The sequence below is a fragment of the Streptomyces sp. NPDC055955 genome, from assembly GCF_042270245.1.
In the GTDB taxonomy this organism is placed as follows: Bacteria; Actinomycetota; Actinomycetes; order Streptomycetales; family Streptomycetaceae; genus Streptomyces.
Genome location: NZ_JBHJYS010000011.1, coordinates 160,021 through 182,257 on the forward strand (window position 1 = coordinate 160,021; position 22,237 = coordinate 182,257).

General features: G+C 71.5%; 16 protein-coding genes. 10 read left to right on the forward strand and 6 right to left on the reverse strand.

Annotated elements, in window-relative coordinates:
* Nucleotides 1-3 precede the first annotated feature (3 nt).
* Nucleotides 4-504 (reverse strand): MarR family winged helix-turn-helix transcriptional regulator, encoded by a 501-nt coding sequence (locus tag ACFC96_RS23005; protein ID WP_376613883.1) that lies wholly within the window; start codon nucleotides 502-504, stop codon nucleotides 4-6.
* Nucleotides 505-657: 153 nt separating this feature from the next.
* Here ACFC96_RS23005 and ACFC96_RS23010 point away from each other — a divergent pair, with 153 nt between their 5' ends.
* The 4 genes from ACFC96_RS23010 (at nucleotide 658) to alc (ending at nucleotide 4,810) form a co-directional block, all read left to right on the forward strand.
* Nucleotides 658-1,650 (forward strand): EamA family transporter, encoded by a 993-nt coding sequence (locus ACFC96_RS23010; RefSeq protein ID WP_376613885.1) that lies wholly within the window; start codon nucleotides 658-660, stop codon nucleotides 1,648-1,650.
* 38 nt (nucleotides 1,651-1,688) lie between these two features.
* On the forward strand, nucleotides 1,689-2,663 hold the full coding sequence (locus ACFC96_RS23015) for a DMT family transporter (protein WP_376613887.1): 975 nt from the start codon (nucleotides 1,689-1,691) through the stop codon (nucleotides 2,661-2,663).
* 4 nt (nucleotides 2,664-2,667) lie between these two features.
* Nucleotides 2,668-3,573: a LysR family transcriptional regulator gene (locus tag ACFC96_RS23020; RefSeq protein ID WP_376256230.1), complete on the forward strand. Its 906-nt coding sequence runs from the start codon at nucleotides 2,668-2,670 to the stop codon at nucleotides 3,571-3,573.
* An 88-nt stretch (nucleotides 3,574-3,661) separates the two neighbouring features.
* On the forward strand, nucleotides 3,662-4,810 hold the full coding sequence (gene alc, locus ACFC96_RS23025) for an allantoicase (RefSeq protein WP_376256228.1): 1,149 nt from the start codon (nucleotides 3,662-3,664) through the stop codon (nucleotides 4,808-4,810).
* Nucleotides 4,811-4,883: 73 nt separating this feature from the next.
* On the opposite strand, the gene pepN (ACFC96_RS23030) is transcribed toward alc, so the two are convergent.
* Complete coding sequence (pepN, locus tag ACFC96_RS23030; RefSeq protein WP_376256226.1) at nucleotides 4,884-7,451, reverse strand: aminopeptidase N; 2,568 nt, start codon at nucleotides 7,449-7,451, stop codon at nucleotides 4,884-4,886.
* Nucleotides 7,452-7,575: 124 nt separating this feature from the next.
* Here pepN (ACFC96_RS23030) and ACFC96_RS23035 point away from each other — a divergent pair, with 124 nt between their 5' ends.
* Nucleotides 7,576-8,088 carry a DUF1203 domain-containing protein gene (locus ACFC96_RS23035; RefSeq protein WP_376613889.1) on the forward strand — a complete coding sequence of 171 codons (513 nt, stop codon included), beginning with the start codon at nucleotides 7,576-7,578 and terminating at the stop codon, nucleotides 8,086-8,088.
* 30 nt (nucleotides 8,089-8,118) lie between these two features.
* Here ACFC96_RS23035 and ACFC96_RS23040 read toward each other — a convergent pair whose 3' ends face one another.
* Complete coding sequence (locus tag ACFC96_RS23040) at nucleotides 8,119-9,135, reverse strand: aspartate-semialdehyde dehydrogenase (protein WP_376256222.1); 1,017 nt, start codon at nucleotides 9,133-9,135, stop codon at nucleotides 8,119-8,121.
* Between the two features lie 195 nt (nucleotides 9,136-9,330).
* On the opposite strand from ACFC96_RS23040, the gene ACFC96_RS23045 reads away from it, so the two are divergent.
* Both ACFC96_RS23045 and ACFC96_RS23050 read left to right on the forward strand, forming a co-directional pair.
* Nucleotides 9,331-9,852, forward strand: a complete 522-nt coding sequence (locus ACFC96_RS23045) for a sigma-70 family RNA polymerase sigma factor (protein WP_376256220.1) — start codon at nucleotides 9,331-9,333, stop codon at nucleotides 9,850-9,852.
* 1 nt (nucleotide 9,853) lies between these two features.
* Nucleotides 9,854-10,678, forward strand: coding sequence for a hypothetical protein (locus ACFC96_RS23050; RefSeq protein ID WP_376613890.1), 825 nt, complete (start codon nucleotides 9,854-9,856; stop codon nucleotides 10,676-10,678).
* Between the two features lie 73 nt (nucleotides 10,679-10,751).
* On the opposite strand, the gene ACFC96_RS23055 is transcribed toward ACFC96_RS23050, so the two are convergent.
* On the reverse strand, nucleotides 10,752-14,066 hold the full coding sequence (locus tag ACFC96_RS23055) for a S8 family serine peptidase (protein WP_376613892.1): 3,315 nt from the start codon (nucleotides 14,064-14,066) through the stop codon (nucleotides 10,752-10,754).
* A gap of 276 nt (nucleotides 14,067-14,342) precedes the next feature.
* Between ACFC96_RS23055 and ACFC96_RS23060 the strand changes: the two genes are divergently transcribed.
* The 3 genes from ACFC96_RS23060 (at nucleotide 14,343) to ACFC96_RS23070 (ending at nucleotide 18,190) form a co-directional block, all read left to right on the forward strand.
* On the forward strand, nucleotides 14,343-14,798 hold the full coding sequence (locus ACFC96_RS23060) for an NUDIX hydrolase (RefSeq protein WP_376256215.1): 456 nt from the start codon (nucleotides 14,343-14,345) through the stop codon (nucleotides 14,796-14,798).
* Between the two features lie 213 nt (nucleotides 14,799-15,011).
* The gene (locus tag ACFC96_RS23065; protein WP_376613894.1) at nucleotides 15,012-16,814 is read left to right on the forward strand and encodes a TIGR03767 family metallophosphoesterase; all 1,803 of its coding nucleotides are present in this window, start codon (nucleotides 15,012-15,014) and stop codon (nucleotides 16,812-16,814) included.
* A 227-nt stretch (nucleotides 16,815-17,041) separates the two neighbouring features.
* On the forward strand, nucleotides 17,042-18,190 hold the full coding sequence (locus ACFC96_RS23070; protein ID WP_376613896.1) for a serine hydrolase domain-containing protein: 1,149 nt from the start codon (nucleotides 17,042-17,044) through the stop codon (nucleotides 18,188-18,190).
* A gap of 43 nt (nucleotides 18,191-18,233) precedes the next feature.
* Here ACFC96_RS23070 and ACFC96_RS23075 read toward each other — a convergent pair whose 3' ends face one another.
* Together ACFC96_RS23075 and pepN (ACFC96_RS23080) are read right to left on the reverse strand one after the other, a co-directional pair.
* Entirely contained in the window at nucleotides 18,234-19,364 is a 1,131-nt protein-coding gene (locus tag ACFC96_RS23075) for a hypothetical protein (protein ID WP_376613898.1), read from the reverse strand.
* Nucleotides 19,365-19,553: 189 nt separating this feature from the next.
* Complete coding sequence (gene pepN, locus ACFC96_RS23080; RefSeq protein WP_376613900.1) at nucleotides 19,554-22,136, reverse strand: aminopeptidase N; 2,583 nt, start codon at nucleotides 22,134-22,136, stop codon at nucleotides 19,554-19,556.
* Nucleotides 22,137-22,237: the final 101 nt, after the last annotated feature.

Genomic DNA, 22,237 nt, shown 5'->3' on the forward strand with positions numbered 1-22,237 from the left:
GTGTCAGGCGGGCTGCGTGCCCGCCATCAACTGACGGAGCAGGTCGGCGAGTTGGCCGGCCTGCTCCTTGTCGAGCGAGGCGAGCGCCTCGCTCTGCACGGCGAGCCCGGCGCCGACCGCCTCGTCGACCAGTGCCCGGCCCTCGTCGGTGAGTGTCACCTGGAGGCCGCGGCGGTCGTGCGGGTCGGGCGAGCGGCGCAGCAGCCCGCGCCGCTCCAGCTTGTCGAGCCGCCCGGTCATGCCGCCGGTCGTCAGCATCAGCGTCGCCGACAGCTGGCGCGGCGAGAGCGTGAACGGGTCGCCGGAGCGCCGCAGCGTGGCGAGGGCGTCGAACTCGCCCCGCGCGATGCCGTAGCGCGCGTACGTCTTGTCGATGCGGTCGCCCATCGCGCGCGAGATCCGGTAGACGCGGCCGAAGACCTCCATCGCCGTGGTGTCGAGGTCGGGCCTGACCTCGGCCCACTGGTCGATGATCGCGTCGACGGCGTCCTTGCTGCTGCTCATGGGGCGAGTATGCGGCCCGGATTCGGCCGGTCGCAAGAAAGTAACTCGGAAGAAAGTAACTTTGATGGAAGTGACTTGACGGAAAGTAGCTTACGACTAAGCTACTTTCCACGAAGCTACTTCTCCAGCTCATTTCACCGCGGGGGGCGCCCGATGAAGACGAACCAGCACAGCGTCGTGAAGGCGAACAGGCGCAACGGCGCCGTGATCGCGCTGACCGCGCTGGCACCGATGTCCTGGGGCTCGACCTATGCGGTCACCACGGAGTTCCTGCCGGCCGACCGTCCGCTGTTCACCGGACTGATGCGGGCCCTGCCCGCGGGCCTGGTTCTGCTGGCCCTGGCGCGCACGCTGCCGCGCGGCGCCTGGTGGTGGAAGTCCCTGGTCCTCGGCGCGCTGAACATCGGCGCGTTCTTCCCTCTCCTCTTCCTCTCCGCGTACCGCCTCCCTGGCGGCATGGCGGCGGTGGTCGGCTCGATCGGCCCCCTCTTCGTCGCGGGCCTCGCCACGCTCCTGCTCGGTGAACGCCCCACGCGGCGCACGCTCTTGACCGGCATCGCGGCCGCGCTCGGAGTCAGCCTCGTCGTCCTCAGGGCGGCGGGCGCGCTCGACCCGGTCGGCGCGCTGGCGGCGCTGGCCTCCACGGCGTCGATGTCGACGGGAACGGTCCTCACCAAGCGGTGGGGCCGCCCGGAAGGGGTCGGCCCCCTGGCGCTCACCGGCTGGCAGCTCACGGCCGGCGGCCTCCTCATCGCCCCGCTAGCCTTCCTCGTCGAAGGCGCGCCCCCGGCGCTGGACGGCCGGGCCGTCGCGGGCTACGCGTACCTGGCGCTCGCCAACACGGCGGTCGCGTACTGGCTGTGGTTCCGCGGCATCGGCCGCCTGACCGCGACGCAGGTCACGTTCCTCGGACCGCTCTCGCCGCTGACGGCGGCGGTGATCGGCTGGGCGGCGCTCGGGCAGGCGCTGACGCCGGTGCAGCTGGTGGGCATGGCGCTGGCGTTCGGCGCGACGCTGCTGGGCCAGCGCCCGCCCCGGCGTGCAGGCGAATCCCCCGCTCCGCAGCAGCCCCGACCTTTCAGTTCATCTGAAGAGAAGGGACAGAAAGTTTCGATGGACTTGACGGGTGGGGGGCTGCGACGGTAGTCGGGTCGTAGAGAGACCAGCGCTCAGGGGGATACGAGATGGCAGTCCTGGACCGGACGACCACCGGCGCCGACCGGGCCGCAGCAGGCGACGCGGGAGACGCGGGAGCGGGAGGGCGCCGCGCAGGCAGCGGGCTCGGCACCGGCCTCGCGCTCGCGGTACTCGCCACGGTCGTCTGGTCGGGCAGCTTCGTCACCTCCCGAGCGCTGCACGACAGCGTGCCCCCGATCCAGCACGCGTTCTGGCGCTGGATCATCGCGATCGCCGCGGTGGCGCCGTTCGCGGCGCGTTCCGCCTGGCGGCAGCGGGCCCTTCTCCGCGCCCACCTGCGCTTCCTGCTGCTCGCCGCGCTGCTCGGTGTGACCGTCTACAACACGCTCGTCAACCAGGCGGCGATGACGACGTCCGCCGGGAACATGGGCATGATCATGGCCGCGTCGCCGGTCCTGATGGCGGTGTACGAACGCCTCGGCGGCGCGCGGCTCGGGGCCCGCCGGGTGACGGGCACGGTGGTGGCGTGCGTGGGTGTGCTGCTCCTGGTCAGCAAGGGCTCCCTGGGGCCGGACTTCACGGCGGGCGACCTGTGGGTGGTCGCGGCGGCGGTCTGCTTCGGCTCGTACAGCGCGCTGCTGCGGCGCAGGCCGGCTCGGATCGGCGGGCCCGCGTTCCTCTTCGCGACGTTCGTGCTCGGCGCGCTGCTGCTGCTGCCGGTGTTCCTCGTCAGCCTCGCCGTCCAGGGCGGCTTCGAGCCGACGGCGGCGACCGTCTCGCCCCTCCTGTACGTGGGAGTGGTGTCGTCCGCCGTCGCGTTCTTCGCCTGGAACAAGGCGATCGCCCAGATCGGCGCGGCCCGCGCCGGCGTCGTCTACTACCTCCAGCCGGTGTGCGTGGCCCTGCTCTCGTACGCGGTCCTCGGCGAGGCCATGGGCGGGCTGCAGATCGCGTGCATGGCGCTGATCCTGGCGGGGGTGGCCCTCGGCTCCGCGACCCGGAGCGGGTCCCGGATACGTTGACCCCATGCGCGCCACCGACTGGGACATCAAGAAGCTCGCGATCCTGCGGGCCCTGCGGGACCGGGGAACCGTCACGGCCACGGCGCAGGCGCTGCTCATGACCCCGTCGGCCGTGTCGCAGCAGCTCACCAACCTGGCCAGACAGCTCGGCGTGCCGCTCCTGGAGGCGCACGGGCGGCGCGTACGCCTCACCGACGCCGCCCACCTCGTCCTGCGGCACGCCGAAGCCGTGTTCGCCCAACTGGAGCGAGCCGACGCGGAGTTGGACGCGTATCTGCAGGGCGAGTCCGGGGAGGTGCGGGTCGCCGCGTTCTCCACCGCCGTGCCGGCCCTGGTGGTTCCCGCCGTGCGCGCCCTGCGCACCGCCCACCCCGGGATCGCGGTCCGGGTGCGCGAGGCGGAGGCGGCGCAGGCGTACGAGCTGCTCTCGGCCGGTGACGTGGACCTGGCCCTGTCGCTCGCCGCGCACGCCCCCACCGCGCGCGACCCCAAGTTCACCCGGGTGCCGCTGCTCGCCGACCCGCTCGACGTGGCCCTGCCGGCCGGGCACCCGCTGGCGGGAGCGGCGGGCCCGCGCCTGGCCGAGCTGGCCGGCGAGCACTGGATCTTCGGCGGCTCGGGGCCCTGGTCGGAGATCACCCGGGCGGCGTGCGAGGCCGCCGGATTCGTGCCGGAGCAGGCGCACAGCGCGGCCGGGTGGACGGCGATCCTGGCGATGGTCGAGGCGGGGATGGGCATCGCCCTGGTCCCGCGCATGGCGGCGGCGGGCAGGGAGGGGGTCGTGATGTGCGCGCTGGGCGAGGACCGCCCGGTCCGGCACGTGGTGGCGGCGGTGCGCAGGGGCGCGGAGGAGGCGCCGGCGGTGTCGAGGGTGCTGGACGCCCTGAGGGACGCCGCGGCGGAGCGCTGACACCCGGGCCGACCATTCAGTTCACCTGAACGTACATGTCGAAAAGTTTCGATGGACCTAAGGGCTCGACGGGTCCGACAGTGGACGTATGACGACATCCGACGCCACGCCGCTCGAAGCCCCCGAGGATCCCCACGCCAACGACGCCGCCCCCTACTCCGGCGGCGACCCGTACGCCGACTACCGCCACTTCGGCGACACCGAGAGCTACGCGGAGCTGGTGGACCTCGCCGACCGGCGCCTGGGTGCGGGAGTCGTCGCCGCGAACGACGAGTTCTTCGCCCAGCGCGAGAACCTCCTCGTCCGCGAGCCCGCCGTGTTCGACCCGGAGCACTTCGGGCACAAGGGCAAGATCATGGACGGCTGGGAGACCCGCCGCCGCCGCGGCACCGCCGATTCCCCCTTCCCCGCGCCCGAGGACCACGACTGGGCGATCGTCCGGCTCGGCGCGCCCGGCGTGATCCGCGGCATCGTCGTGGACACCGCTCACTTCCGCGGCAACTACCCGCAGCGCATCAGCGTCCAGGCGGCGTGCGTGGAGGGCTCCCCGAGCCCCGAGGACCTGCTCGCCGCCGACGTGAAGTGGGAGGAGCTGATCGCGCCGACCCCGGTACGCGGCCACGCGGCGAACGGCTTCACGATCACCTCGGAGCGCCGCTACACCCACCTGCGCCTCTGCCAGCACCCCGACGGCGGCGTGGCCCGCCTGCGCGTGCACGGCGAGGTGGTTCCCGACCCCGAGTGGCTCGACCTGCTCGGCACGTTCGACCTGATCTCGGTCCTCAACGGCGGTACGTACGAGGACGCGTCGGACAAGTTCTACTCGTCGCCCACGCAGATCATCCTGCCCGGCACGTCCCGCAAGATGGACGACGGCTGGGAGAACCGCAGGCGCCGGGTGCACGGCACGAACGACTGGGTGCGGTTCCGCCTCGCCGCGCAGGGCGCGATCCGCGCGGTGGAGATCGACACGGCGTACCTGAAGGGGAACTCCGCCGGCTGGATCGCCCTGAGCGGCCGCAACGGCGACACGGGTGAATGGTTCGACATCATCCCCCGCACCCGCCTCCAGCCCGACACCCTCCACCGCTTCACACTCCCCGCCCAGGCCGTCGCCACCCACGTACGCCTCGACGCCTTCCCGGACGGCGGCGTCGCCCGCATGCGCCTGCACGGCTCCCTCACGGAAGCGGGCCGCGACCAACTGCGCGCCCGTCATGCCGAGTTGAACGGCTGATCGCTCGCACACGCGAAGGCGCCCGGCACCGGAGGAATCCGGTGCCGGGCGCCTTGCGCCGTGCCCGCGGGTACTACGCGTCAGCCGCCTGTGCCCGCAGCGCGCGCTCCACGCCCGCTCGGGATTCCGAGACCAGGCGGCGCAGGGCCGCGTTCGGTTCGGCTGTGGTGAGCCAGGCGTCCGTCGCGTCCAGGGTGGGCTGCGAGACCTGGATCGCCGGGTAGAGGCCGACCGCCACCTGCTGGGCCATCTCGTGGGAGCGGGACTCCCAGACGCCCTTGACCGCGGCGAAGTACTTCTCCGTGTACGGGGCGAGCAGGTCGCGCTGGTCCGTCTGGACGAAGCCGGCGATGACCGCTTCCTGGACCGCGTTCGGGAGCTTGTCGGACTCGACCACCGACGCCCAGGCCTCCGCCTTCGCCTCGGCGGTGGGGCGCGCCGCGCGGGCCGTCGCCGCGTGGCGCTCGCCCGCCGCGGTCCGGTCCCGCTCGTACTCCGACGCGATCTCCGCCTCGTCGTAGCGGCCGACCGCCGCGAGCCGCTCCACGAACGCCCAGCGCAGCTCGGTGTCGACGGCGAGGCCCTCGACGGTCTGCGTGCCCTCCAGGAGCGCCTCGAGCAGGTCGAGCTGCTCCGGCGTGCGGGCCGTCGCCGCGAAGGCGCGGGCCCACGCCAGCTGGTGGTCGCTGCCCGCCTCCGCTGCCCGCAGGTGCGCCAGCGTCGCCTCGGTCCAGGTGGCCAGCCCCGCGTCGCGCCCCACGGGGGCCGCGTACAGGTCGACGGCCAGCTTGACCTGGCGGTGCAGGGACTGCACGACCCCGATGTCCGTCTCCTTGCCGATGCCCGACAGGACCAGCTCCAGGTAGGCGCTGGTGGGCAGTTCGGCGTCGCGCGTCATGTCCCAGGCCGACGCCCAGCACAGGGCGCGCGGCAGGGACGACTCGAAGTCGCCGAGGTGCTCGGTGACGAACGCGAGCGACTCCTCGTCGAGGCGGACCTTCGCGTACGACAGGTCGTCGTCGTTGAGGAGGATCACGGCCGGGCGGCGCTTGCCGGCCAGCTGCGGGACCTGGGTCAGCTCGGTGGCGGTGACGTCCAGCTCGATGCGGTCGACGCGCACCAGCTTGCCGGCGGTGTCCAGGTCGTACAGGCCGATCGCGATGCGGTGCGGGCGCAGCGTCGGCTCGCCCTTGGCGCCGGCGGGGAGCGCGGGCGCCTCCTGACGGATGGCGAAGGACGTGATGACGCCGTCCGCGTCCGTCTCGATCTCCGGGCGCAGGACGTTGATTCCGGCCGTCTGGAGCCAGGCCTTCGCCCACGCCGTCAGGTCGCGCCCGCTGGTCTCCTCCAGCGCGCCCAGCAGGTCGGACAGGCGGGTGTTCCCGTACGCGTGGCGCTTGAAGTACGCCTGCACCCCCTGGAAGAACTCGTCCATGCCGACGTACGCGACGAGCTGCTTGAGAACGCTGGCGCCCTTGGCGTACGTGATGCCGTCGAAGTTGACGAGGACGTCGTCGAGGTCGCGGATCTCGGCCATGATCGGGTGCGTCGAGGGCAGCTGGTCCTGCCGGTACGCCCACGTCTTCATGGAGTTGGCGAACGTCGTCCACGAGTGCGGCCACCGGCTGCCGGGGGCGTACGCCTGGCAGGCGATGGACGTGTACGTGGCGAACGACTCGTTCAGCCAGAGGTCGTTCCACCACTCCATCGTCACGAGGTCGCCGAACCACATGTGGGCCAGCTCGTGCAGGATCGTCTCCGCACGCACCTCGTACGCCGCGTCCGTCACCTTCGAACGGAACACGTACTGGTCGCGGATGGTGACCGCGCCCGCGTTCTCCATCGCGCCCGCATTGAACTCCGGCACGAAGAGCTGGTCGTACTTGGCGAACGGGTACGCGTAGTCGAACTTCTCCTGGAACCAGTCGAAGCCCTGCCGCGTGACCTCGAAGATCGCGTCCGAGTCGAGGAACTCGGCGAGCGAGGGCCGGCAGTAGATGCCGAGCGGCACGGACTGTCCGTCCGCGCCCTCGTACGAGGAGTGCACCGAGTGGTACGGGCCGACGATCAGGGCCGTGATGTACGTGGAGATGCGCGGCGTCGCCTCGAAGCGCCAGACGTCGTCCTTCGGCTCCGGGGTCGGCGAGTTGGAGATGACCGTCCAGCCCGTCGGCGCCTTCACCGTGAACTGGAAGGTCGCCTTGAGGTCCGGCTGCTCGAAGGAGGCGAAGACGCGGCGCGCGTCCGGCACCTCGAACTGCGTGTACAGATAGGCCTGCTGGTCGACCGGGTCGACGAAGCGGTGCAGACCCTCACCCGTGTTGGTGTACGCGCAGTCGGCGACGACCCGCAGTTCGTTCGGCCCCGCCTGCAGGTGCTTGAGCTCGATCCGCGAGTCGCGGAACACGGCGGCGACATCGAGCGAGTGTCCGTTCAGGACGACCTCGTGGACCGCCGGGGCGACCAGGTCGATGAAGGTGTGCGCGCCCGCCTCGGCGCTCTCGAACCGCACGCTGGTCACGGACCGGTAGGTGCCGCCCTCCTGCGCGCCCGAGAGGTCAAGATCGATCTCGTACGACTCGACATCGAGCAGTTTCGCCCGCTGCTGCGCCTCTTCACGGGTCAGATTGGTGCCAGGCACGCGGTCATCTCCTAGATCCGGTCTACGTTTGTGACGTTCCGGTCATCCTTCCACGAGGGAAGCGGAGAACGCGATGTCCGTTTTCCGCCGGTCAACCCGCGCGCGCGGGACGAGCCTGGAGCACATGACCACGTACACCGCACAGCCCATCGCACCGGCCGCACTCAAGGAGCTGCGGGACACCGACGACGCGGGCCGCCCCTGCGTCGAGTTCACCGCCACCGACGACGCGGCCGTCGGGTCCCCGCTGCGCTGCTGTCTGCGCTCCGTCGAGCCCGGCGAACGGATCGCGCTCGTCTCGTACGCGCCGCTGCGGCGCTGGAGCGAGGCCACGGGCGCGCACCCGGGCGCGTACGACGAGCAGGGCCCGGTCTTCATCCACGCCGACGACTGCGGCGGGCCGGCGGCGGGCGCCGGCGGCTACCCCTTCGACCGGCCCGGCGCCCTGCGCACCGTGCGCCGCTACGACGCCGAGGGGCACATCGTCGGCGGGCGCCTCCTGGAGATCCCCGAGAACGCGACGGCCGGCTTCGACGCGGCGTTCGCCGAGGCGTTCGACGACCCGCACGTGGCGCTCGTCCACGTGCGGGCCCTGGAGTACGGCTGCTTCCAGTTCGAGGTGCGCAGGCCGCGGTAGAAACCGCCGCGCGTTCGCAGCGGCCGGGCGTCAGCCCTTGAGCTCGGCCGCCACCAGCTCCGCGATCTGCACCGCGTTCAGCGCGGCGCCCTTGCGGAGGTTGTCGTTCGAGACGAACAGCGACAGACCGTTCTCCACGGTCTCGTCACCGCGGATGCGGCCCACGTACGAGGCGTCCCGGCCCGCGGCCTGGAGCGGCGTCGGGATGTCGGAGAGCTCGACGCCGGGGGCGCCGGACAGGAGTTCCGTGGCGCGCTCGGTCGAGAGCGGACGGGCGAAGCGGGCGTTGATCTGGAGCGAGTGCCCCGAGAAGACCGGCACGCGCACGCAGGTGCCGGAGACCTTGAGGCCCGGGATCTCGAGGATCTTGCGGGACTCGTTGCGGAGCTTCTGCTCCTCGTCCGTCTCGTTCAGACCGTCGTCGACGATGGCGCCGGCCAGCGGCAGCACGTTGAACGCGATGGGGCGCTTGTAGACCTGGGGCTCGGGGAACTCGACGGCGGAGCCGTCGTGCGTGAGCTTGTCCGCCTCGGCGACGACCTTCTGCGCCTGGCCGTGCAGCTCGGCGACGCCCGCGAGGCCGGAACCGGAGACCGCCTGGTAGGTGGCGACGACCAGCGCTTCGAGGCCGGCCTCCTCGTGCAGCGGACGCAGGACCGGCATCGCGGCCATCGTCGTGCAGTTCGGGTTGGCGATGATGCCCTTGGGGCGGTTCGCGATCGCGTGCGGGTTGACCTCGGAGACGACCAGCGGGACCTCGGGGTCCTTGCGCCAGGCCGACGAGTTGTCGATCACGACCGCGCCCTGGGCCGCGACCTTCTCGGCGAGCGCCTTGGAGGTGCTGCCACCTGCGGAGAAGATGACGATGTCGAGGCCCGTGTAGTCGGCCGTCGAGGCGTCCTCCACCGTCACACCGTCGATGACCGTCCCGGCCGAGCGGGCCGAGGCGAACAGGCGCAGCTCGTCGACCGGGAAGTCCCGCTCGACGAGGATCTTGCGCACGACCGTGCCGACCTGACCGGTGGCTCCGACGATTCCGACCTTCACAGGGTTTTCCTCCGTATGTACACGAACAGAACAGCGGGGGTGCCGCTCCATGATGCGTCTGTCCCCGGCCGCCTTGTCCAATCCATTGTCCGAGGTGCGGGACGCCACATTCATCCCTGTCTCACGGTGCGAACGTTTCACGCGGTCGCGGCGTCCTAGGGGAAACGCGGGAGAGTCAGGGGGAGGGGAGGGGCATTGCTGCGCAGAAGAACGCGCCGCGCGGAGGCGGCCGATCCGCTGGATGCCGCACAGGAGGACCGGGTGCGGGCCGTCCTGTCGCTGGGCGGGGTGCCGCACGGCGACCTTCAGGACGGCGTGCAGCAGGTGCGGCTGCGGCTGCTCGAACGGGCCGCACGGGGCGACGAGGCACCGCGCGACGTGTCGGCGTGGGCCGCCGTCGTCGCCTCGAACCTGGCGATGGACTGGCACCGGGCGCGCCGCCGCCAGGAACGGCTCGGCGAGCGCCTCGCCTCGCTGCGCCAGGAACAGCGCGCTCAGGACGGCGCCGAGTCGCGCGTCCTGTCGCTGGCGGTGGCGCAGGGCCTGGACGAGCTGCCGGACACCCAGCGCCAGGTCGTCGTGCTGCGCTTCTACGCGGATCTCCCGGTACGGGCGATCGCCGAGGAGCTGGGCATCCCGGAGGGCACGGTCAAGAGCAGGCTGCACACGGCGGTACGGATGCTGCGGGCGCGGCTGCGCGAAGGGGAGGTGGTGTGACATGGAGCACGAGGACCGTGCGCTGATGCAAGCGCTCACGGAGGAGCCGTTGCCCCCGAAGGACGCGGCCGACCCGGAGGCGGTGGCCGCGCACGCCGCCGCGGTGGCCGACGTGGCGCTGCTCGCGGAGCAGGTGCGGGGGATCGGGGACGCGCTCGCCGCGCGGGCGCAACCGCAGCCGGCACCGGAACTCGTGCCGGCTCCCGGGCCCGCGTCGGCTCACGGGTCCGGGCCGGTTCCGGAGTCCGGGCGGGTGAAGCCGCGCGTTCCCGTGTCCGTGTTCCCGATGCGGCGGCGTCCCCGGCCCTTCGTCGTCGCGTTCAAGACGCTCGCCGCGGTGTGCGCCGCGGGGATGCTGGGCGGGCTCGCGTGGCTCGCGGTCGACGGGGGCGCCGGCGTGAGTGGATCCGCGAGCGACAAGTCCGCGAGCGACGCCAAGGCCGGCGCGAAGGGCGAGGGCGGCGGGGAGGGCGGGGACGTCACCCCGGAGGGCTTCGTGGCGTGCTCGCGGCTCATCGTCGAGGGCACCGTCGTCCGGGTCGAGACCGTGCCCGGCGCGCGGCGCGACACGATCACGCTGACCGCGACCCGCTACTACAAGCCCGCCGAGGGACCGCAGAAGGTCACCTTCCGGATGGATCACGACGTCGACCCGCGCCTGAAGCCGGGCGACCGCACGCTGATCAGCATTCCCAAGGGTGAGGACCACCCGGACAACTGGGCCACGAAGGCCGGGGACCGCGCGTCCCTGCGCGACATGGTCGTCCACGCGCTGCCCGGCTCCCGCACCCTGAAGTGCGCGAAGGCCCCCGGCCCGGGCGTGTGACGCGTCATGGGAGCGGGACGGAGAAGGGCGGGCGCCCGTACGGACGCCCGCCCCTCCCGTCATCGGGTCACCGTTACGGCGTGACCTTCTCGATCTTCACGCTGCCGAGCCCGGCGACCGTGCCGCGCCCGTTCAGGAGCTGCACCTCGCCGAAGAACTCGCGGCCCTCCGGCGCGGCCGCCGCGGCGACGACCTCGGCGGTGACCTGGGTCGAGTCGCCGTTGCCGAGCTTCACGGACTTCGCCTCGTCGACCTTGACCTGGCCGAGCGTCGGGGAGAAGAACACGTCGCGGTAGTCGTACTCCGTCGAACCGGACGGGACGGAGTAGCCCACGACCTCGACCGTGTACGTGCCGGCGGCCGGCTTGCTGATGCTGACGGCCTCCTCGGAGTCACCGTCGGCGGACTGGCCGACCACGTTGCCGCCCTGGTCGTAGACCGTCAGGTCCAGGTCGGCGGAGTTGTCGGAGACACCGCCGATGGCGACGTCCAGACGGTCGGCGCCCGCGGGGACGACGACCGTGGAGGTCTGCGTCTCACCCTCCTTGAGGGAGGGACGCGCGGTCTTGGCCGAGCCGAGCGGGCCGCCCTTCAGCTTGCCGTCGAGCGAGGCGAACTTGTTCGTCACCTTCCAGGAGACGGAGGCCGGGGTGCCGACCTTGGCCTCGGGGACGGTCTGCACGGCCGGGTCGAAGGCCGCGCCGAGCACGGCGACGTCCAGCTTGTACGGGTTGTCGAGCTGCGGCGACGTACGGCGCGCCTCGACCTCGATCTCCCAGACACCGGCCTGCGGGTCCGCGTACGAACGCAGGTCGGGGCGGCAGACGTTGGCCGGGTTGTAGTTCGGGTAGCAGCTCGGCGTCGACGTGTCGTCGACCGGGACGCCGTACGGGTGGATCGAGATGAAGCGGGTCTGGCTCTTGTCCTTCAGACCGCTCATCGCGACCTCGAGGGACTTCGCGCCCTCGGGGACCGTCAGGAAGTACGACTTCGTGCTGTTGCGCTGCACGGAGCCGGAGTCCGAGAAGGCGTACGACGGCTTCGCGAGCGGCGTCGCGACGACGACGGTCGCCATGATCTGCTGGTCGACGCCCTCGGTGCGCGGGTCGTCCACCTCCAGGACGGCGCTGCGCAGACCGGCGCTCTTCGGCGCGGCCTGCACCTTGACGGTGACCGGCTTGTTCAGCGGCAGCGAGACGGTGTCGTCGCCGAGGATGCGGAACGTGGAGCCCGAGTTGTTCTTGAGGGACAGCTCGTGGCGGACCGCACGGTCCGGGCCCGACGTGCGCGTGACGGTGACGTCGTAGGTCTTCTTCTGGCCGGCCTTGAGGCCGCCCTCGCGGTCGTAGATGCCGGTGCCGAAGCCCGGGTTCTCGAGCGCGTAGTCGATCGCGGTGTCGACCGGTGCCTTCACCGTGTAGGTGTGGGCGTCCGCGCCGCGCTTGATGGACTTCCACGCGTCGACGATGTCGATGAGGCCGGAGCCCTCGGCGTACGCCTGCTCGCCGCTGATGTGCTTGGCGGTCGAGGTGAGCGCCGTGCGCAGCTTCGCCGGGGTGAGCGCGATGTGCTTCTGCTTGGCGGCGGAGAGCAGCAGGGCCGAGGCGCCCGCGGCCTGCGGGGAGGCCATCGAGGTGCCCTGGAGCATCGAGTAGCCGGCCGGCAGGGTGTAGCCCGCCTCGGCGACCGGGGAGCCCGGCAGCCAGGTCTGCGTCGTGTTGATCGCGGCGCCTGGCGCGGTGATGGTCGGCGTGAAGCCGCCGTCCTCACGCGGGCCGCGCGACGAGAACGGCATCATGGCGTAGCGCTTCGTCACGCCGGAGCCGTAGTTGGCGGCCCAGGTCTCCTTGGAGATGGACGCGCCGACGGAGATGACCTTGTCGGCGAGGCCGGGGTCGCCGATGGTGTTCGCGCCGGGGCCGGAGTTGCCCGCGGAGATCACGAGCTGGACGCCGTAGGTGTCGATGAGGCGCTTGTAGAGCAGCGAGCGCGCGTTGTTGCCGTCGTTGAGGGCGGGCAGGCCGCCGATCGACATGTTGACGATGTCGACGCCGCGCTTGGCGACGAGGTCGATCATGCCCTCGGTGAGCGCGACGTTGGTGCAGCCGCCGGACCAGGTGCAGGCGCGCGAGGAGACGAGCTTCGCGCCGGGCGCGGCACCGCTCATCTTCCCGCCGAACAGGCCGTTGGCGGAGGTGATGCCCGCGACGTGCGTGCCGTGCTCGGACTCGATGACGCCGATGTTGACGAAGTCGGCCTTCTTGCCGACCCAGTCGCCGCCGTACGGGTCCATCGGGACGTCCTTGCGGATCTCCATGACGAACGGGATGCGCTCGACGACGTCGGTCGCCGGGTCGTCCTTGCCGAAGTACCCGATCTGGTAGCCGTCCTTGTACGGCTTCATCGGGGTGTCGTCGGTGAAGTCACCGTTGTCGTTCAGGTCGACGGTGACGGTGCCGGCCTTGGCGTCGTAGAGGACGGCCCAGGAGTCGGTGGTGTCGCCGTCGCGGTTCAGGTCGCCCTTGGCGTCGCCGCCGGTGGTGGCGGACTCCTTGAACGTCGAGACCTGGTAGGAGCCGGCCGCGGCCTTGAAGGTGCGCCCGCCGTAGGTGAACGCCGGGCCGGTCACGGAGGTGACCATCGCGCGCCAGGTGGCGTCGCCGTCGACGATCGGGTCGGTCGAGGTGACCCAGTCGACGATCTTGCGCTCGCCGGTGGTGGTCTTCTGGAGCGCCGGGTGACCGAGGTCCACACCGGAGTCGAGGATGCCGATCGTGACGCCGCGGCCGTCGGCCTTCGGGTTGTCCTTCACGAAGTCGACGGCGCCCGTCTCGAAGGACGGGTTGTACGGGTTCTTCGCCGGGGTGTTCTTGCCCGGCGCGGCGTAGGAGCCTTCGGCGCCCTTCGAGCCCTTGGCGGTGTCGCCGGCCGGCGTCGGGTCGTCGAGCTCGATCTCGTGGCGCAGGTCGATGCCTTGCACGGAGGAGAGCTTCTCGGCCGCCTTGATCGCGGCGTCCGCCTTGGCGGTCGGCACGGTGGCGCGGACGTAGCCGAGCTTGTCGTAGGTCCGCCCGACCGAACCGCCCTTGACGGCGTCGAGCTGGTGCGCGACCTGCTCGGTCGCGCCGGGCGCGGTCGCGACCATCATGGTCACGTTCTTCTCGCCGGCCGCCTCGGCCTGGTCGAGGAGCTGGGCGTCGGACGAACCGAGCTTGTCACCGGCCGACTTGACGGGTGCGTCGGTCGACGGGGTGGTGTCCGCAGCCGCGGAGGAGGCCAGGGGTATCGGCCCGACGGCGGTGAGCGCTGCGACGAGGCCGGCGGCGGCCGCGAGCCGGGCCGCCCGTCTCGCTCCGGATATCGGTGCGCGCTGGGGATCGAGGGTCATCAGCATCCCTGTACGTAAAGGTCGGAAAGGGTCCGGAATTCGGTACCGGATGACCGGTCAGCTTTACGTAAGTGGCGCCTGTTTGGGGAGAGTTGCCCATGACGTGATCAGGTCATGGCGTACTTCCGCCATGCGTCATCGCGGACAAAGCGCCGCATACGGGGAAACGAGCGCAGCGGGGAACGGCACACGCACCCCGCGAGGAGTTCCGCCCGTCGCGTCACCGACCCGCACGTTCACCGCCCCGACCCGGCGCGGACCGCATAACGTCACCGTGTGCACAGGGAACTGAGGGTCGCGGCCTACGCAGTCTGCGTGCGGGAAGGGCAGGTGCTGCTCGCCCGCTGGGTGGCCGGCGACGGCACCAGACGCTGGACGCTGCCGGGAGGCGGCATGGACCACGGCGAGGACCCGTACGACACCGTGATCCGCGAGCTCGACGAGGAGACCGGCTACGCGGTCGAGCCCGTCGCTCTGCTCGGTGTCCACTCCGTCCTGCGCCGCTACCCGCGCAAACTGGGCGCCGTCGCCGACTTCCACGGACTGCGTCTCGTCTACGAGGGCCGCGTCACCGGCGGCGAACTGCGTCACGAGGTGAACGGCTCCACCGACATGGCCGCCTGGCACCGGCTCGACGACGTGCCCGGCCTCGCCCGCGTCGAACTCGTCGACGCGGGCCTCGAACTGTGGCGCGACAGGCCCACGTCGGGCCACCTCTTCCCCGAAACGTGAACACGGAGTGACCGGCTCCTCTACGGCGCACGAGGCGTACGTGACCGCGCAGGGTGGCCGGTGATCCACGTGGCGTGATCGGCGCTGCCCGTTGCGGCCTCGTTAACGCGCAGGTCATCCCCGATGTCAACGATCCAGTACGAGCGGGTTGTTCTGCCACGGCGAGCGCCCCGCGACCACTGCCGACGCGTTCGCACTCGGGGAGACCGCGCCATGCCGCGCATACGCTCTGTCGCCGACACCGCTGCATCCGCCACCGCCGCCAAGGCCGCCTCGATCGCCTCGGCGCTCGACCGCCGCACCTTCCTCGCCGCATCCGGAGCCGTCTCCCTGACGGCCGGGATCGGCTACGCGCTCGGCCCCGGCACGAGCAGCGCCGCCGCGGGCCCCGCGCCCGCGGGCCCCGTCCCGGCCGCCGTCTCCCGCCGGGCCCCCGCCGCCCCGCTCGCGCCCTACACGCGCGGCACCACCCTCGGATCCGTCGCCGCCGCCCCGGCCGGCGCGGGCTACCGGCGCCTCGGTGACGGCCCCGCCTGGCAGCGCGTCGTCCGCGGCGACCTCGCGTCCGCCAAGTCGGGGCGCGAGGGCCGGCGGACCGCGCTCGCCGCGTTCGTCCAGTTCACGGACCTGCACCTGGTCGACGTACAGCACCCGCTGCGCTACGAGTACCTGCGCTCCCAGACCGCCAGCGCCTGGCGCCCTCAGGAGTCCCTCTCGGTCGCCGGGGCGGTCTCCCTCGTGGAGCGGGTCAACGCGCTGCGCGGGGCGCCCGTCACCGCGTCGCCCCTGCACTTCGTCATGACGACCGGCGACAACACCGACAACAACGCCAAGTCGGAGCTGGACTGGTTCCTGAAGGCGATGAGCGGTGGGCGCATCACCCCGAACACCGGCGACCCGCGCCGCTACGAAGGAGTGCAGGACAGCGGCCTCAAGCTGTACTGGCACCCGGACACCGCCCTGCGCGACGCCGACAAGCAGCTCGGCTTCCCTCGCATCCACGGCTTCCTGGACGCCGCGATCGGTGAGCTGCGCAGCGCGGGGCTCAACCTGCCCTGGTACTCCACCGTCGGCAACCACGACGCGCTGCCCGGCGGCTGCTACGCGCCCGGCGACTCCTTCTTCGCCGACTTCGCGGTGGGCGGGCGAAAGCTGATGGAGCTGCCGGACTCCGCCGGCAAGGCGATCTGGGACAACGTGAAGAAGGGCGGCGACCCCAAGGGCCAGGCCTTCAAGGACCTCCTCAAGTCCCAGGCCCGTCACATGCGTTCGGTCACCCCGGACGAGTCCCGCGCTCCCTTCACCCCGGCCGAGTACCTCAAGGCCCACCTCGACCCCGCGCACACGGGGCCCGGCCCGCACGGCCACGGCTACACGCAGGCCAACGTCGACGCCGGCACCCAGTACTACGCCTTCCGCGTCTCGGACGACGTTCTCGGCATCAGCCTCGACACGACGGACCCCGGTGGGCACTACGAGGGCTCCGTCGGTACGGCCCAGCTCAACTGGCTGGAGCGCACCCTCAAGGACAACGAGAAGAACGGGGGCTCCCACGTCCTCGTCTTCAGCCACCACACCAGCAAGACCATGCGCAACCTCCGCCAGGACCCGCACCACCCCCGTGAGGCCCGGCACGGCGGCGACGAGCTCCTCGCGCTCCTCGGCCGCCACCGCAACGTCCTGGCCTGGGTCAACGGTCACAGTCACAAGAACGACATCACCCCGCACGCGGGCCCCGAAGGCCGTTCCTTCTGGGAGATCTCGACCGCGTCCCACGTCGACTTCCCGCAGCTGGCCCGCGTCATCGAGATCACCGACAACCACGACGGCACGGTCTCCCTGTTCACCACGCTCATCGAGTCCGCGGCCCCGCACCGCACCGACTTCACCGATCTCACCCAGACCGGGCTCGCGGCTCTCTACCGCGAACTCTCCTTCAACGCCCCCGGATCCCGCGCCACGCTCTCCGGCACCCCCGGCGACCGCAACACGGAACTCGTCCTGCGCAAGGCCTGAGGCGCACAGCCCGAGGCGCACAGCCCAAGGCGCAAGGCCTGAGGCGCACAGCCCGAGGCGCACAGCCCAAGGCGCAAGGCCTGAGGCGCACAGCCGGGGACGCGAAACCTCAGAACGGCTTGATCCCGCTCAACCCGATCTTGGCCCTCAACCCCGTCCCACGACCCCTGAGTCACCCAGGTCGACCACAGCACACAGCTGTCGGACCTCGGCGAAGGAGACACGGGATGTCAGTGCGTACCGGCCTGGTGGGTGTGGCCGTAGCGGTGTCGGTGACGGCGGGGGCGCTCGCGACCCCCGCTCTCGCCGACGCGCCGGCCAAGGACGGACACCGGGCGACGCAGCGGGCCATGGATGCCGCGGTCGCGGCGGGCGTGCCCGGAGTGACCGGGCAGGCGACGGACGAGTACGGCACCTGGAAGGGCACTTCGGGCCTCGGCGACCTGCGGACGAACGCCCCGCGCGGCGACCGGGACCGCTATCGCGTCGGCAGCGTCACCAAGACGTTCGTCGCGACCGTGCTCCTCCAGCTGGAGGCCGAGGGCAGGCTGAGCCTGGACGACACCGTCGACCACTGGCTGCCCGGCGTCGTCACCGGACACGGCCACGACGGCCGGAAGATCACCGTCCGCCAGCTCCTCAACCACACCAGCGGGATCTACAACTACACGGCGGACAAGGGCTTCCAGCAGACCGTCTTCGGGCGCGACGGCTTCCTGAAGCACCGCTACGACACCTGGTCACCCGGCAAGCTCGTGTCGGTCGCCATGGCGCACCGGCCCGACTTCGCGCCCGGCACCGCCTGGAACTACTCCAACACCAACTACGTGCTGGCCGGCATGGTCGTGAAGAAGGTCACCGGACACTCCTACGCCGACGAGATCCGCCGGCGCATCATCGAGCCCCTCCACCTGCGCGCCACCAGTCTGCCCGGCACCGCCGTCACCGTGCCGCGCCCGGCGGGCCGCGCCTACAGCAAGTTCCCCGACGACCCGGACAAGAAGACGTACGACGTCACCGAACTCAACCCGACGATCGCCTCGTCGGCCGGCGAGATGATCTCCGACTCGGCCGACCTGAACCGCTTCTACTCGGCCCTCCTGCGCGGCCGGCTGCTGCCCGCCGCCCAGCTCGCCGAGATGAAGAGGACCGTCCCCGTCTCGAAGGACGAGCCGGGCCTCGGCTACGGTCTCGCCCTCATGCGGCAGAAGCTCAGCTGCGGCAAGGAGCTCTGGGGCCACAGCGGCGGCATCCACGGCTCCAACACGGACTCCGTGACCACGCCCGACGGCCGCCACACCCTCTCGTTCAACTTCAACGGCGACTGGACGGGCGACAGCCAGGCCGTCATCGAGGCCGAGTTCTGCCCCGAGTAGACGGCGGAGCCGGCCGGTCCGGCGGCCCGGGTTCCGGCGGTGTTCAGTGCGGCAGCACCATCACGTACGCCGCCGGTTCCCGGTCCACGGACGCCATCAGCGCGGTCCGTACGACCGTCGCCTGCTGTTCGAGGGACTCGCGCAGCTTGCGCGGCGTGAGGTGGACGACGGTGATCCCGAGGCGCTCCAGGTGCTCGCGCTTGCGGGCGTACTCGGACCACTCCAGGCTGTCGCTCTCCTCCTGGAGCTCCGGGCGCAGCCCGTGCCGGGGCGCGTGGGGGCCTCCCCCGCTCGAGCGAAGCCGAGAGCTCGGGGAAGTGTCCAGCTCCACGGCGACGGCCTGGTCGGGCCAGTACGCGTCGACACCGCCGAGGTGCGGCCCGCCGGGCAGGCGCAGGTCCACGTTCCACAGCGGGTCGGGCAGGCCGTACTCGCGCACCATCTCGTACAGCCGGTCCTCGGCGATGGCGCGCCCCTCGGCGAGCAGCGAGTCCACGGCGTCGATGACGTGCGGGCGGCTGAGAAGCCTGGCCTGGTTCAACTCCCGTACGACGGCGGCGGGTTCGCAGTGGCCGCCGCGGACGGCCTCGGTGAGCAGGCGCCGCACGGCGCCCGCGTCGTCGAGCTGGGCGACGGCGTCCGCGAGGGCGCGCGGCACCGGCGCCACCGGCACCCCCGCGACCCGCTGCGGCGTGGGCATCCCGTGACTGCGCACGAGCCGGGCGAGACCGGTCGAGCGCAGCCGCCGTGTGCGCGGCACCATGACGTCGATCCGGTCGAGGGAGAGCAGCGGCGGAGCGGACACGAAGCGGTGCAGGGCCAGGGCGGCAAGACCGGTGACCATCGCGTTGGCGTACGGGGTCTGGGGCGCGGCCTGTGGGGGGTGCGGCTCGTCGGGGGTGGTCTGCGTGGGCACGGCGACGGCGGTACGGGTCTGGGGACGGCCCGCGTACAGGAGGACCGCGTGCAGCCGCTCGTCGGCCGTGGCCTGGCCGGGGTGGAGCAGGTACACGCCGGGCAGGAGCTGCTGCCAGGGGCCGCCCGGCCGGCACTGCTCGGTCAGGGCGGCGGAGTTGACCCCGTGCGCCTTGAGCTGGGAGGCGCTCAGCACGCGCTGACGGCAGTCGTCGAGGTGCTGGAGGGGGAGGGGGGACAGCGGGGTGTTGTGGTTCATGACCGGGCCATTCCCGGCGCCGCCCGGGCCCCTAACCGCTGTTACACGCTCGTCGAAGAAAAGGGACAAGCCTGCCCTAAAGTACGGGCGTTCGACTGCCGAGAAGGGCAGGCGGGAAGACAGGTTACGGCCGGAAGTACCCGCATTCGGTAACTCCCGGCCGTAGCAGTCCTGTTGGGCCTCTCGGTGCTAGATCCCGGCCGCCGCGTCGCACGCCTGCGCGCGCAGGGCGCGGGCGAGGTCGTCACGGGCCTCGAGGACGAGACGGCGCAGCGCGGGCGCCGAGCCCTCGTGGGCCGTCAGCCACGCGTCGGTCGCGTCGAGCGTGCCCTGCGAGTCCTGGAGCGAGGGGAACAGGCCCTTCACCACGTCCATGCCGATCTGGATGGACCGCTCCGCCCAGACGCGCTCGATCGCCGCGAAGTACCGCTCCGCGTACGGCGCGGTCAGCTCGCGCTGCGCCGGCTGCTGGAAGCCCGCGATCGTCGCCTCGACCAGCGCGTTCGACAGCGCGTCCGACTCGACGACCTGCGCCCAGGCCTGCGCCTTCACCGCTGCGGACGGGCGCGCCGCGAGGCAGCGCACCTGGTGCCGCTTGCCGGACGCGGTGTCGTCACGCGCCAGCTCCGCGTCGATCACCGACTCGTCGGCCTCGCCCGTGGAGGCGAGCGCGTTCACGAACGACCAGCGCAGCTCCTGGTCGACATCGAGCCCGTCGATCTTCGAGGTGCCTTCGAGCAGGCCGCGCAGCAGCTGGAGGTCGGCGTCGGCGGAGGCGACGGAGGCGAAGAACCGCGCCCACGTCAGCTGGTTCTGGCTGGCCGGCTCGGCGAACCGCAGCTCCCGCAGCGCGCCCTCGGCGAGCCGGCGGCTGCCCTCCGCGCGCCACTCGGGCGCCGCGTAGTGCGTGACCGCCGAGTTCGCCCAGGTGTGCAGCATCTGCAGGACGCCGATGTCGCTCTCGCGCCCGGCGAACCGCAACACGAGGCCGATGAAGTCGCGCGCGGGCATGAGTCCGTCCCGCGTCAGGCTCCACAGTGCCGACCAGCACAGGGCGCGAGCCAGCGGGTCGGTGATGTCGCCGAGGTGCTCGCGGAGGGTGGCCAGCGAGTTCTCGTCGAAGCGGATCTTGCAGTACGTGAGGTCGTCGTCGTTGACGAGGACCAGCTCGGGCGCCTCGGCGCCGGCCAGCTCGTCCACCACGGTCCGCGGCCCGTCCACGTCGACCTCGGCGCGCGCGTACCGCACGAGCGCCCCGCCCGCGCCGTCGCGCCGGTAGAGGCCCACGGCCACGCGGTGCGGCCGCAGCGTGGGGTGGGACTCGGCGGCCTCCTGGACGACGGCCAGCTCGGTGATGTGCCCGTCGGCGCTCGTCGTCACCTGCGGGGTGAGGGAGTTGACGCCCGCCGTCTGCAGCCACGCCCGCGACCAGGTGGCCATGTCGCGGCCGCTGGTCTCCTCCAGGACGGACAGCAGGTCGCCGAGCTGTGTGTTCCCGTACGCGTTCCGCTTGAAGTAGCGCCGGGCCCCTTCGAGGAACGCCTCACGGCCCACATAGGCGACGAGCTGCTTCAGGACGCTCGCGCCCTTCGCGTACGTGATCCCGTCGAAGTTGAGCTTGGCGTCCTCCAGATCGCGGATGTCGGCCGTGACCGGGTGCGTGGAGGGCAGCTGGTCGGCGCGGTACGCCCACGCCTTGCGGTTGTTGGCGAAGGTGATCCAGCCGTTGGTGAAGCGCGTCGCCTCGACCATCGAGAACGTCCCCATGAAGTCCGCGAAGGACTCCTTGAGCCACAGGTCGTCCCACCACTGCATGGTCACGAGGTCGCCGAACCACATGTGCGCCATCTCGTGCAGGATGACGTTCGCGCGCCGCTCGTACGACGCCTGCGTCACCTTCCCGCGGAAGATGAACTCCTCACGGAACGTGACACAGCCCGGGTTCTCCATCGCGCCGAGGTTGTACTCCGGCACGAACGCCTGGTCGTACTTCCCGAAGGGGTACGGGTAGTCGAAGTGGTCGTGGAAGAAGTCGAGCCCCTGCTTCGTCACCAGGAACACGTCGTCCGCGTCGAAGTGCTTCGCGAGCCCCTTGCGGCACATCGCGCCGAGCGGGATCTCCAGCTTCGTACCGTCCTCGAAGACGCGCTCGTAGGAGTCCGTCACATAGTGGTACGGGCCCGCGACGATCGCCGTGATGTACGTCGAGATCGGCTTGGTCTCGGCGAACTGCCATACGCCGTCGGCCGGTTCGCCCGTCCCGTTCGACCAGACCGTCCAGCCCTCGGGGGCCTGCACGCTGAAGCGGTAGGGCGCCTTGAGGTCGGGCTGCTCGAAGTTCGCGTAGACGCGCCGGGCGTCGGCGGGTTCGTACTGCGTGTAGAGATAGACCTCGCCGTCCTCGGGGTCGACGAAGCGGTGCATGCCCTCGCCGGTGCGGCTGTAGGCGCACTGGGCGTCGACCACCAGCTCGTTCTCCGCGGCCAGGCCGTCGAGCGCGATCCGCGTCCCGTCGAAGACGGCCGCCGTGTCGAGGTCCTCGCCGTTCAGCGTCACCGCGTTCACGGACGGCGCGATCAGGTCCACGAAGGTGGCGGCGCCGGGCTCGGTGGCCCGGAACCGGATCGTGGTCACCGAGCGGAAGGTCCGGGGGCCCTCGCCGTCGGTCTCGCCGACCGCGGACCGCAGATCGAGCTGGACCTCGTACCCGTCGACGGACAGCAGGCCCGCCCGCTCGCGGGCCTCGTCGCGGGAAAGATTCTCTCCGGGCACGGGCGGCACTCCCTTGTGACTCGACTGGCTGCACTTGTGGTGCGAACAGGACCGATCCTGCCATGTGCTCCTGACGGCGGACAGCCGGGAATGGGACGCCG

Bases quoted from the DNA above. Each gene is read 5' to 3' on its own strand.
- ACFC96_RS23005 (WP_376613883.1), bottom strand. From the start codon at position 504: ATGAGCAGCAGCAAGGACGCCGTCGACGCGATCATCGACCAGTGGGCC.
- ACFC96_RS23010 (WP_376613885.1), top strand. From the start codon at position 658: ATGAAGACGAACCAGCACAGCGTCGTGAAGGCGAACAGGCGCAACGGC.
- ACFC96_RS23015 (WP_376613887.1), top strand. From the start codon at position 1,689: ATGGCAGTCCTGGACCGGACGACCACCGGCGCCGACCGGGCCGCAGCA.
- ACFC96_RS23020 (WP_376256230.1), top strand. From the start codon at position 2,668: ATGCGCGCCACCGACTGGGACATCAAGAAGCTCGCGATCCTGCGGGCC.
- alc (WP_376256228.1), top strand. From the start codon at position 3,662: ATGACGACATCCGACGCCACGCCGCTCGAAGCCCCCGAGGATCCCCAC.
- ACFC96_RS23035 (WP_376613889.1), top strand. From the start codon at position 7,576: ATGACCACGTACACCGCACAGCCCATCGCACCGGCCGCACTCAAGGAG.
- ACFC96_RS23050 (WP_376613890.1), top strand. From the start codon at position 9,854: ATGGAGCACGAGGACCGTGCGCTGATGCAAGCGCTCACGGAGGAGCCG.
- ACFC96_RS23055 (WP_376613892.1), bottom strand. From the start codon at position 14,066: ATGACCCTCGATCCCCAGCGCGCACCGATATCCGGAGCGAGACGGGCG.
- ACFC96_RS23065 (WP_376613894.1), top strand. From the start codon at position 15,012: ATGCCGCGCATACGCTCTGTCGCCGACACCGCTGCATCCGCCACCGCC.
- ACFC96_RS23070 (WP_376613896.1), top strand. From the start codon at position 17,042: ATGTCAGTGCGTACCGGCCTGGTGGGTGTGGCCGTAGCGGTGTCGGTG.
- ACFC96_RS23075 (WP_376613898.1), bottom strand. From the start codon at position 19,364: ATGAACCACAACACCCCGCTGTCCCCCCTCCCCCTCCAGCACCTCGAC.